We start from the raw sequence: 11632 nt of genomic DNA, 5'->3' as shown, positions 1-11632 counted from the left end.
TTCACCTCATTAATTCAAAATGATAGGAAATCGCCGCAAGCGCATATAACGGCGCAGTTTCCGTTCTCAATATTCGCGGCCCTAATCCACACAAGTTAAAACCGTGGTCTTTAAAAGCTTTTACCTCTTCTTCCGATAATCCTCCTTCAGGACCAAATACAATCAGGAGGGATTCCCCGCTTTGCATTTTCTGAAGTGTTGCAGAGAAAGTAGACGTTTCTCCACTTCTGCTTTCATCTTCAAAGGCTGCTAATTTATATTTAAATTCCTTACTTTTTTGAAGTAAAGCTTTGAAATTCACCGGATTCAAGACTTCGGGTATAAGATTGCGATGCGATTGTTCTGCAGCTTCTTTAGCAATCTTTTGCCATCGCTCTATTTTCTTAGCTGCTTTTTTCTCATCCCATTTCACAATTGACCGAGCGGCAGAGTATGGGAGGAACTGATGTGCGCCTAATTCTGTTCCTTTTTGAATAATCCACTCAAGCTTGTCCCCTTTAGGAAGCCCACTGGCAATTGTAATTGAAATCGGAAGTTCTGAAATCTCCATTTTCCATTGTACAACGTCTGCAACGACTCTTTCATCGGTAATTTCTGCAATTTTGCAGACAGCGGAATTTCCATCCGGGTCGACACAAATGATTTTCTCACCAATATCCATGCGCATGACCTTAATGATATGATGGCGGTCATCAGCATCAATAAAAAAACGGTCTTCATTTGCTCGGTTTTTAACAAAGTAGCGTTGCACACGATGCACCCTCTCTAAAACATTTTACGCCTTATTTTACTAAATGTAAGTTCATTTTGAAAGCAGAAAAAGGGGTTAATCCCCCTTTTCCTAAATAGTTATTTCCTTTTTGCAATAATGGCAACCCAATCTTCCATCAGAATGGTTTCTGTTATATCAAAGCCTGCACTTATAATTGCTTCTTTAACTAGCTCTTTTTTCTGCTGAATGATTCCCGATGCAATGAATGACCCGCCGGGCTTAACGACCCTCGCAACATCATCTGTAAAGCGCAAAATCACTTCAGCTAAAATATTCGCAACAATGACATCTGCTGAATTTTCCTCAACACCATCAAGCAGATTGTTTTGGGAAATGTTAACCGTAGCACTGACTTTATTTAATTTAATATTTAATTTCGCCTGTGTCACAGCCACTTCATCAAGATCATACGCCCGAACATCCTCAGCACCAAGCTGAGCTGCAGCAATGCTTAAAACACCTGAGCCTGTTCCCACATCTATTACCCGGTCTCCTGGAAGGACTGTCCGTTCGAGCGCTTGAATACACATAACCGTTGTCGGGTGTGTTCCAGTCCCAAATGCCATGCCTGGATCCAATTCAATGATTAATTCGTCACTGCTGACAGGCTCGTAAATCTCCCATGTAGGGACAATTGTAAATTTCTCGGAAATCTTAACTGGATTATAATATTTTTTCCAGGCAGTTGCCCATTCTTCTTCATTTACTTCACTGATTGTGACTTTGTTTAAACCTAAATCGATATCATAAATAATTAAATTATTTATCGATTCTTTAATGGCCTCGACCGTTTCACCCAAAAAGCTGTTAACTGGAAGGTATGCTTTTACTATTACGCCTTCTTCCGGATAATCATCAGGATTGAGTTGGTAGATTTCCCCGAATTGATCTACCCTTTCCTTTGTCAATTCGAATGGATCTTCAATCACTACACCGCTCGCCCCAGCTTCATGCAAAATATGTGAAATAGGTTCGATCGCTTCATTTGTTGTGTGGATACTAATTTCTGACCACTTCATTCTACCAACTCCAATCCTTACTCGCCTTTAAAGGCACGTTTTACTTTTGAGAAAAAGCTTTCTTCATGTTCACCTATTGGTGCCGAACCACTGGCTTCAGCATAGTCACGCAAGATCTGTTTTTGCTTGTCGTTGAGCTTGGTTGGGGTAATGATACGCACCTGTATATGTTGGTCCCCAACACCGTATCCACGTACATTCGGAACCCCTTTTCCTTTCAGGCGGAACCTCGTTCCCGTTTGTGTTCCGGCAGGTACCTTCAGCTTCACTTTACCATGCAGGGTTGGAACTTCAATTTCATCACCTAGAGTTGCTTGCACAAATGTGATAGGCATCTCGCAGTAAATATCATCGCCATCTCTTTCAAAAAACTCATGCTGTCGGACATGGAATACCACGTAAAGATCTCCGGCTGGTCCTCCATTGATGCCAGCTTCCCCTTGCCCAGACATTCTTAATTGCTGGCCATCGTCGATTCCCGCTGGAATTTTCACATGGATTTTCTTGCGTTTCTTCACTTTTCCTGTTCCGCCGCAGGTTGAACATTTATGTTTAATTTCTTTACCAGATCCATTACAGTAATGACATGTGCGACGATTCACAATTCTGCCAAATGGAGTATTCTGCTCAACATTTAATTGTCCTGAACCCTGGCAATGCTTACAGGTTTCGGATGTAGTTCCAGGTTTAGCTCCGGAACCGCTGCAGGTACTGCATGTTTCTTCGCGAGGAATTTCAATATCGGTCTCTTTTCCAAACGCTGCTTCTTCGAAGGAAATCGTCATTGTATACTGCAGGTCTGCTCCTTGTCTTGGCGCATTCGGATCACGTCTTCTAGAGCCCCCGCCGCTACCGCCAAAAAAGGTGTTAAAAATGTCTTCAAATCCGCCAAAGCCACCGCCGAAATCGCTGCCGCCGCCAAAGCCACCAAAGCCTTGATTTGGATCAGTATGGCCAAATTGGTCATAATGAGCCTTTTTCTGATCGTCGCTTAAGACTTCATATGCTTCGGCAATTTCTTTAAATTTATCAGCTGCATCTGGCTCTTTATTAATATCTGGGTGATACTTTTTTGATAGTTTACGATATGCCTTTTTTATTTCATCCTTTGAAGCGCCCTTAGCTACGCCTAGCACCTCATAGTAATCCCGTTTACTCATGATTACCACTCCCGAATCTTTCACATAAAGATTATTCTAACACCGTTATTAGTCCTATTGCAATAAAAAAGCCAAAGCAGCTGAACTGACTTTGGCTTTTAGCTATATTTTCACAGCCTATTACTTATCATCCTTAACTTCTTCAAATTCCGCATCTACGACATTGTCGTTCTTGTCTGCAGTGCTTCCACTCTCTTGACCGCCTTGCGCTGCTTGCTGCGCTTGTGCTGCCTGCTCATAAAGCTTAACTGTCAAAGCTTGAACGATTTCTTGAAGAGCATCCTTCTTAGTACGGATTTCATTAAGATCATTTTTCTCAATTGCTTGTTTTAAAGCATCCTTTGCTTCGTTAGCTTTCGCTACTTCAGCAGCATCTACCTTGCCTTCAAGATCTTTTAACGTCTTTTCAGTTGTGAATACAAGTTGGTCTGCTTCATTACGAAGCTCTACTTCTTCTTTACGTTGTTTGTCTGCATCTGCGTTTTCTTCTGCTTCTCTGACCATCTTTTGAATTTCTTCATCAGATAGACCAGTTGATGATTTTATCGTAATTTGTTGTTCTTTATTTGTGCCTAGGTCTTTAGCACGAACGTTTACAATACCGTTTTTATCAATATCAAAAGTAACTTCGATTTGCGGAATTCCACGTGGTGCTGGTGGAATATCTGACAATTGGAAGCGTCCTAATGTTTTGTTATTTGCAGCCATTGGACGTTCCCCTTGAAGAACATGGATATCAACAGCTGTTTGATTGTCTGCAGCGGTAGAGAATACTTGCGACTTTGATGTAGGAATGGTTGTATTACGATCAATAAGCTTTGTAAATACGGCACCCATGGTTTCAATACCAAGTGATAATGGAGTTACGTCAAGTAAAACTACATCCTTCACATCACCAGTGATAACACCGCCTTGAATGGCAGCACCCATCGCAACTACTTCGTCAGGGTTTACACCGCGGTGAGGTTCTTGACCAGTAGCTTTTTTAATTGCCTCTTGAACGGCAGGAATACGTGTTGAACCACCAACAAGGATTACTTTATCAATCTGTGAAGGAGTTAAACCTGAATCACTTAAAGCTTGACGTGTAGGGCCCATAGTGCGTTCCACAAGATGTGCTGATAGTTCTTCAAATTTAGCGCGGGACATGCTGACTTCAAGGTGAAGCGGGCCAGCAGGTCCAGCCGTGATGAACGGTAACGAAATTTGCGTTGAAGTTACACCTGAAAGGTCTTTTTTCGCTTTTTCAGCTGCATCCTTTAAGCGTTGCAACGCCATTTTATCTTGGGAAAGGTCAATACCATTTTCTTTCTTGAATTGCTCTACTAGGTAATCAATAATAACCTGGTCAAAATCATCTCCGCCAAGACGATTATCCCCAGCAGTAGCTTTTACTTCAAAAACTCCGTCACCAAGTTCAAGGATGGAAACGTCAAATGTTCCGCCGCCAAGGTCATAAACTAAAATAGTTTGGTCTTGGTCCGTTTTATCTAACCCGTATGCAAGTGCAGCAGCAGTTGGCTCATTGATAATCCGTTCAACTTCAAGGCCGGCAATTCTGCCTGCATCCTTTGTTGCTTGACGCTCAGCATCATTAAAATATGCAGGCACAGTAATAACTGCTTTTGTAACTGGTTCGCCAAGATAATCTTCTGCATAAGACTTTAAATACTGAAGGATTCCGGCAGAAAGTTCTTGGGGAGTATAGTTTTTCCCTTCAACCTCCACTTTGTAATCAGTACCCATATGGCGCTTAATCGAGATGATCGTATTTGGATTTGTAATGGCTTGGCGTTTTGCCACTTCCCCTACCTGACGTTCGCCATTTTTAAAGGCAACAACAGAAGGAGTTGTGCGATTTCCTTCTGGATTTGGGATAACTTTTGGTTCTCCGCCTTCAAGTACAGAAACACATGAGTTTGTTGTACCAAGGTCAATACCGATAATTTTACTCATTACCTCTTCCTCCTAGATAAAATATGTAAATTTTTTATTGATTGACTTTAACCATTGATGGTCGGATAACCCTATCTTTTAAGAGATAACCCTTTTGAAACTCCTCAATGACAATATTGGAACCATAATTCCCATCTTCTCCCTGCATGACTGCCTGGTGCTGATGTGGATCAAATTCCTTTCCTACCGCTTCAATTGGTTCAACACCTTCTTTTTTCAAAGCATCTAACAAATTGCGGTAAACCATTTCCATGCCTTGCAGAAGGGATTTTGTTTGCTCATTGTCCACTTCCACCTTCATTGCACGTTCAAAGTTATCTAATGCAGGAAGCAAATCTTTGATTAAGTTTTCAGCTCTATATTTTTCACTCGCTTCTTGGTCCAGTCTAGCGCGGCGGCGGTGGTTATCAAAATCTGCTTGGAGACGAAGATAACGATTATCAGCTGCGTCTACCTTTTCCTGAAGCATTTGAATTTCTTTTAGTTGTTCTTCAAGAGGATTCACTTCTACTTGTTCAGTATTCTCTTCTTCAGCAAAAACTGGCTCAGCCACTTCTTCTTCAGTAAGTTCAACTTTTTCATTTAGTGTATCTACTTCTTCATTAATGGTATTGTTTTTTTCATTTGTCAACTTACTCACCTCCCTTAAAGCATGACTCGCAAGCTATAATAAAATACATTTCCATAGTAAAGGGGGTGAAATAACAGGCATTTCACCCTTACTCAATATTACCAGCGCTAATTATTTTGATACAGTTTTGTTAAGACTGATGTTAAATCCTTACTTAATAATTCCAGCAGGCTGATGACTCGGGAATATTCCATCCTGGTGGGACCAAGGATAGCAATCGTTCCTAAACTTTCAGCCCCTACTGAATAGGAAGCTGTTATTAAACTACAATTATCCATGGCGCTAATATTGTTTTCCTTGCCAATTTTCACATTAATTCCAGTAGAATTCTTTTTTATTAAATGGTAAAGCCATTCTTCCTGGTCAATCATGGTTAATAGACTACGGATTTTTGTAATATCATGAAACTCCGGCTGACTAAGCATATTGGTTTTTCCACCAAAGAAAAGCTTTTCGTTAGCGGGCATTTTAAAAGTTTCCGCAATGGTGTGGAGCATTAAATCATAATTATGGATATGCTGCCTTAGGAGAACAGCTACCTCTTTATAAATCTTATCGTTCAGATCTTCGAGAGAAACTCCCGCTAAACGATCATTTAATATATTCACCGTTTTTTCCAAATCACTTATATCTATAGAAGGTGGTAATGAAAAGGAGCGGTTCTCAACATGCCCTGTATCCGTAACAAAAATAGCGACCGCTGTTTCTTTGTTTAACGGAATGATTTGTATCCTTTTTAACTTATTAATACTGACAGCCGGTCCTAGAACGATTGATGTATAATTAGTTAAATCCGATAAAATTTTAGCAGATCTTTGAATGATTTTTTCAAACTCAAAAATTTTCTCAGCAAAAATCGATTGAATTATTGAAATATCCTGCTGATTTAAAACCTGAGGCGATAGCAAATGATCTACATAATACCGATACCCTTTTTCAGAAGGCACACGACCTGATGAGGTATGCGTCTTTTCAATAAACCCCATCTCTTCAAGGTCAGACATTTCATTGCGAATCGTCGCTGAACTAAAGGAGATTTCCTCTTTTTTCGACAGACTTCTTGAGCCGACAGGTTGTGCAGATCGAATAAAGTCATCAACAATAACCTGAAGAATTAACAATTGACGATCTGTTAACAACATTCATCACCTCTGTTAGCACTCCTTGTTACCGAGTGCTAATTATATTAATAAATTATCAAAAAAGGGGGGATGGTGTCAATCATTACACATCACATACTCCTAAAAAGGTTTGAAAAACTTCATTTCCCAATAGACGTCCCTTTTTAGTTAATAATATATGGTCGTCAGAGACTTCTATCCAATGTTTCGCGGCAAGCTCATCAAGCTGATGTTTAAATATTTTTAAAGGATTCCGTTCAAATTTTCCAGTGAAATGAGCGATCGAAACTCCACTTGTTTTACGCAGCCCTAGGAACATTTCCTCTTCCATTTGTTCTGAAATGCTTACTTGATTTTCCTCCAAAACAGGCATTTCACCTTTAGTGATGAGATCCATGTATCTTTTCAAGGGACCCACGTTTGAACGTCTTACTCCATTTAGATAACTATGTGATCCAGCTCCAAAACCATAATACTGTTCATTATTCCAATAGGTAAGATTGTGCCTGCTTTCATAGCCAGGCTTTGAAAAATTACTAATTTCATACTGGACAAACCCGTGTTTATCCATTTCTTCCATTAATAATTCATACATTGCTGCTTCAGCATCTTCACCGGGGGTTGGCAGCTTCCCTTTTTTCAATAAATTATAAAAAACCGTTTTTGGTTCAATAATTAGCGAATAGGCGGAATAATGGGTAATATCGAGAGTAAAGGCCTCAGTTAAAGATTCCTTAAAGTCTTCAATTGTTTGAGTTGGCAGGCTGAAAATAAGATCAATGCTGATATTCTCGAAGCCTATGGATTTTGCATTTTCAACGGATTGATATACGTCTTTGGCACGATGAACACGGCCGATTTTTTTTAGCAATTCTTCATTAAAAGTTTGGACACCGAGACTAATTCGGTTCACACCTGCATCCTTTAATATTTGCAGTTTTTCCTTTGATAAATCTCCCGGATTCGCTTCAAAAGTAAACTCCAAATCTGTGCTTTTGGGTAATCGTTCATTGATGCTTTCACAAAATCGCTGCAGCTGCTGCTCATTTAAGGATGTGGGAGTGCCGCCGCCAACAAAAATGGTTTGAAGTTCATGTGTTGGATATTTTTGAAGTGTTAACTCCATTTCGCGATCCAGTGCCCGTAAATATTCATCAACCGGCTGTCCTTTCAAAAACACTTTATTAAAATCACAATAATGGCAGATATGCTCACAGAAAGGGATATGAAGATAAGCTGCTTTAATCATGTTTTTTCACTTCCTAATAAAAAGAGGCAGGTACCACCAAATTCGGCTAGTCCTTACCTCTCTTTCAAGTTTATTTTTTTGTATTATTATCGTCCATTTTTAAAACGGCCATGAAGGCTTCCTGCGGTACTTCTACAGAGCCAACTTGTTTCATCCGCTTTTTACCTTCTTTTTGCTTTTCTAACAGCTTCCGTTTACGAGAGATATCTCCCCCATAACATTTAGCCAATACGTTTTTCCGCATCGCTTTAATCGTTGAACGAGCTACAATTTTTTGACCAATTGCAGCCTGAATAGGAACCTCAAATTGCTGCCTTGGAATTAATTCCTTTAGTTTTTCAACAATTACTTTTCCTCTTTCATAAGCAAAATCCTTATGCACAATGAAGCTTAAGGCATCTACTTTTTCACCGTTCAACAATATATCCATTTTAACCAGACTAGATGGTTTATAACCAATTAATTCATAGTCAAAAGACGCGTATCCCCTCGTGCTAGATTTCAATTGATCAAAGAAATCATAAACTATTTCTGCCAAAGGAATTTCATAAATAATGCTTACGCGATTTTCACCTTGGTATTGCATATCAATAAAGATTCCGCGTTTTAATTGGCAAAGCTCCATAATCGCCCCTACATATTCATTTGGAGCCATCATGGTTGCTTTTACATAAGGCTCTTCTACACGATCAATTTTCTGAGGATCCGGCAAATTAGACGGGTTATCTACCTTTAATTCAGTGCCATCCGTCATGTGTACGTGATAAATAACACTTGGTGCCGTGGTAATTAAGTCTATTTTGAATTCGCGCTCAATCCGCTCTTGAATGATTTCCATATGAAGAAGACCTAAGAAACCACAGCGGAAACCAAAACCAAGAGCTTGGGATGTTTCCGGTTCAAATTGAAGGGCGGAATCATTTAACTGAAGCTTTTCAAGGGCTTCACGAAGGTCATTAAATCTAGCTGTATCGATTGGATAAAGTCCGCAATACACCATTGGATTTAATTTCCGGTAACCTGGAAGAGGTTCTGTCGTTCCATTTTTCGCATTCGTAATTGTATCACCAACACGAGTATCCCCGACATTTTTAATCGAAGCTGTTAAAAAGCCTACATCACCAACGGTTAATTCGTCAAGTAACGTTGCTTTAGGAGTAAATACTCCAACTTCATTTACTTCGAATTCTTTTCCAGTGGCCATCATTTTAATCTTATCGCCGACTTTTACTGATCCTTCAACGACACGGATATAGGCAACAACACCACGATATGCATCATACAATGAATCGAAAATGAGTGCCTTTAATGGCGCTTCAGGATCTCCAGTTGGAGCCGGAACTGTCTTTACTACTTGTTCAAGGATATCTTCAATACCAATTCCTGCTTTAGCAGATGCTAAAACTGCTTCAGAGGCATCTAAGCCAATTACTTCTTCAATTTCATTTCGAACCCTTTCAGGTTCTGCACTTGGCAGGTCTATTTTATTTATAACAGGTAGAATTTCAAGGTTGTTATCGAGGGCAAGGTATACGTTCGCTAGTGTCTGTGCTTCTATTCCTTGTGCTGCATCTACGACTAAAATCGCCCCTTCGCAGGCAGCAAGGCTCCTTGATACCTCATACGTAAAATCGACGTGTCCCGGTGTATCAATTAAATGGAAAATATATTCTTCTCCATCTTTTGCTTTATATTTAAGCTGGACGGCATTTAACTTAATCGTAATGCCCCGTTCTCGTTCAAGATCCATTGAATCGAGCAGCTGGTCTTTCATTTCACGTGATGAAAGAGCGTTGGTTTTCTCTAAAATCCGATCTGCCAATGTTGATTTACCATGGTCAATATGGGCAATAATCGAAAAATTTCTAATTTTTGATTGTCGTTTGAGTTTTTCTTCTTTGTTCATGTCGTTCACTCCTACTATACTCGCACATGTACACTATTTTTGATTATATCAGCAGGGAAATCAAGATTCAATGAAAAAAAGAAAAGCAGAAGCGACTTGCCCAGGGAAAAAAGCAGTTCATTTTTTCCTAGGGAGTTATGACCTCGAGCCCCTAGGCGCTGGAGCTGGACAATTCTAAAAGCGGCCTGTGTAATGGGCCGCTTTCAAAATTTTTCATTCGGTAATTTTCTTTATCAGTTTTCCAGAGGCGCCTGAGAGCCCGTCCGATAATTTCTTTCCCATTGAAGAAAAGAAATTAAAGGCACTTATTTCTTCTAGCTTCTTCTTTTTCGCTTCTATATCATGACTGGAAATATCCTTCCCAAGAAAGGTTGCATTTAAGTCTTTGTCGGTTTCATTGATGGAAACAGCATTTTGAAAATTCGGATCATCATAGCCTTTCATTTTATGAATTCCATCATTAGCTAATTGCATTCCTGCTAAAACGGAGATAAACATTAACGCTGCAACCCCTAAACTTTTTAGCATGAACATCTTCATAAGCGTGCTCCCTACTTCTATTGTTTATTTGTTGATTGTTCAACATCCTGATTAACCTTTTCGGCCTGCCAGAAAAATTCGCTAAACACGTCAGCTAGCGCATCGGCCGATCGATTTAATTCATCAAAGGTATTATCTACACCGCCAAATTCAATTAAAATCGCATTATCTGCAAGGTTTTGATTATAGACAGCATTTCCACCCATCTTCACGATCACACCCCTGCTCAAACCCTTATATTTTTTTTGCATAAGGTTATGGAGTTCAGTTGCTAATTTTTCATTTTTTTCATGATTCGCGTTTTTGCCGCCAATAATAAAAGCAAGCTTGGCATAGGACTTTCCATTAATGGTAACTGTTGTTTCAGGTTTCCGTTTAGAATCTCTATGAATATCGATAAAATAATGTAAATCACGATCTGACGCCATTGCCGTTTGTACAATTGAGCGGGATTCTTGGTAAGAGTTCGCATAATTTAAGCCTTTTTTATTTAAGTTTGCCTGTACATCTGTCTTATCTAAAAATGTTCCAATTCCTCTATCCTCTAAACTTGTTTTTAAATGATCGCCAATTTTTGTCACATTGATTTGCGAATGATAGGCTAAGTCCGGGTTGGTGACTCCTTTAAGATAGGGTAAATAGGATTCCCTATTATGTGTAAAGTATAGATATACAACCTTTCGATCGCCTGTGGTCTGCCCAGGTGTTGGGCGAATATTCTCATCATCCGGCTTGTCCAAACCCTCTACATTTTGCAAGGCTGCTTCACGTTCCGCCTTCATAATTTCGATAGGCGGTGAGGATTCTATTGGCATATTGGTGTAATTGGTCCCCTCACCTGCCACGACAATTTGTCCATCAAATTGAAAAAATCCGGGCAATTCTCGGCCAAGCAAGCTTCTTGGGTCATTCAAATTAATATTGCTAGACAGCTTAAATACTAAATTGGTCAATTTGGGGGCGGTTGTCCAATTATTATCTACCTTTAAAAAATGATGATTTTCCCATCCCATCAATTGATACAGCAGTTCGCCGTTCACATTCATGGTCGCTTGGTTAACGGAAGTCGACATTAATCGATATTGTGGTTTTAACGAGGTTAACAACCCACTAATAGAGAAAATCAATAGCAAAAACAAAAAAAGTGCTGCACCGGCTTTCAATAGACTTGTCCCTTGCACCATCACAAACGTTCCTGAAGATTTAGATTTCATGGTTCCACCTCGCAAAACGGATTCTAGTAAATCCTATGACATTGCTAGAGTTGGTAGAACCACA

The 11632-nt window shown here is 39.7% G+C and carries 10 protein-coding genes; all 10 read right to left on the bottom strand.

The genetic code is table 11. The annotated features are described in order from the left end of the window. Position 1: 1 nt before the first annotated feature. The 10 genes from AC59HZ_RS01810 to spoIIP all read right to left on the bottom strand — a co-directional run bounded on the left by AC59HZ_RS01810 (position 2) and on the right by spoIIP (position 11568). The gene (locus AC59HZ_RS01810) at positions 2–751 is read right to left on the bottom strand and encodes a 16S rRNA (uracil(1498)-N(3))-methyltransferase (protein ID WP_496544200.1); all 750 of its coding nucleotides are present in this window, start codon (positions 749–751) and stop codon (positions 2–4) included. Between the two features lie 98 nt (positions 752–849). Then, positions 850–1791, bottom strand: a complete 942-nt coding sequence (prmA, locus tag AC59HZ_RS01805) for a 50S ribosomal protein L11 methyltransferase (protein ID WP_496544199.1) — start codon at positions 1789–1791, stop codon at positions 850–852. A 17-nt stretch (positions 1792–1808) separates the two neighbouring features. Further along, positions 1809–2951 carry a molecular chaperone DnaJ gene (dnaJ, locus tag AC59HZ_RS01800; RefSeq protein ID WP_496544198.1) on the bottom strand — a complete coding sequence of 381 codons (1143 nt, stop codon included), beginning with the start codon at positions 2949–2951 and terminating at the stop codon, positions 1809–1811. Between the two features lie 120 nt (positions 2952–3071). After that, a complete protein-coding gene (gene dnaK / locus AC59HZ_RS01795; RefSeq protein WP_496544197.1) occupies positions 3072–4907 on the bottom strand; it encodes a molecular chaperone DnaK in 1836 nt (611 codons plus the stop codon). A 34-nt stretch (positions 4908–4941) separates the two neighbouring features. Further along, positions 4942–5538: a nucleotide exchange factor GrpE gene (gene grpE / locus AC59HZ_RS01790; RefSeq protein ID WP_496544196.1), complete on the bottom strand. Its 597-nt coding sequence runs from the start codon at positions 5536–5538 to the stop codon at positions 4942–4944. 107 nt (positions 5539–5645) lie between these two features. Then, positions 5646–6677: a heat-inducible transcriptional repressor HrcA gene (hrcA, locus tag AC59HZ_RS01785; RefSeq protein ID WP_496544636.1), complete on the bottom strand. Its 1032-nt coding sequence runs from the start codon at positions 6675–6677 to the stop codon at positions 5646–5648. Between the two features lie 85 nt (positions 6678–6762). Continuing rightward, complete coding sequence (gene hemW, locus AC59HZ_RS01780; RefSeq protein ID WP_496544195.1) at positions 6763–7908, bottom strand: radical SAM family heme chaperone HemW; 1146 nt, start codon at positions 7906–7908, stop codon at positions 6763–6765. A 70-nt stretch (positions 7909–7978) separates the two neighbouring features. After that, positions 7979–9814 carry a translation elongation factor 4 gene (gene lepA, locus AC59HZ_RS01775; RefSeq protein ID WP_496544194.1) on the bottom strand — a complete coding sequence of 612 codons (1836 nt, stop codon included), beginning with the start codon at positions 9812–9814 and terminating at the stop codon, positions 7979–7981. Between the two features lie 213 nt (positions 9815–10027). After that, positions 10028–10342: a YqxA family protein gene (locus AC59HZ_RS01770; protein WP_496544193.1), complete on the bottom strand. Its 315-nt coding sequence runs from the start codon at positions 10340–10342 to the stop codon at positions 10028–10030. Positions 10343–10371: 29 nt separating this feature from the next. Then, a complete protein-coding gene (gene spoIIP / locus AC59HZ_RS01765) occupies positions 10372–11568 on the bottom strand; it encodes a stage II sporulation protein P (protein ID WP_496544192.1) in 1197 nt (398 codons plus the stop codon). Positions 11569–11632: the final 64 nt, after the last annotated feature.

The sequence above is a fragment of the Neobacillus sp. DZ-9 genome (assembly GCF_059587065.1).
This window is presented reverse-complemented; position numbering and strand designations above follow the sequence as displayed.

Bases quoted from the DNA above. Each gene is read 5' to 3' on its own strand.
- prmA (WP_496544199.1), bottom strand. From the start codon at position 1,791: ATGAAGTGGTCAGAAATTAGTATCCACACAACAAATGAAGCGATCGAA.
- dnaJ (WP_496544198.1), bottom strand. From the start codon at position 2,951: ATGAGTAAACGGGATTACTATGAGGTGCTAGGCGTAGCTAAGGGCGCT.
- dnaK (WP_496544197.1), bottom strand. From the start codon at position 4,907: ATGAGTAAAATTATCGGTATTGACCTTGGTACAACAAACTCATGTGTT.
- hemW (WP_496544195.1), bottom strand. From the start codon at position 7,908: ATGATTAAAGCAGCTTATCTTCATATCCCTTTCTGTGAGCATATCTGC.
- lepA (WP_496544194.1), bottom strand. From the start codon at position 9,814: ATGAACAAAGAAGAAAAACTCAAACGACAATCAAAAATTAGAAATTTT.
- AC59HZ_RS01770 (WP_496544193.1), bottom strand. From the start codon at position 10,342: ATGCTAAAAAGTTTAGGGGTTGCAGCGTTAATGTTTATCTCCGTTTTA.
- spoIIP (WP_496544192.1), bottom strand. From the start codon at position 11,568: ATGAAATCTAAATCTTCAGGAACGTTTGTGATGGTGCAAGGGACAAGT.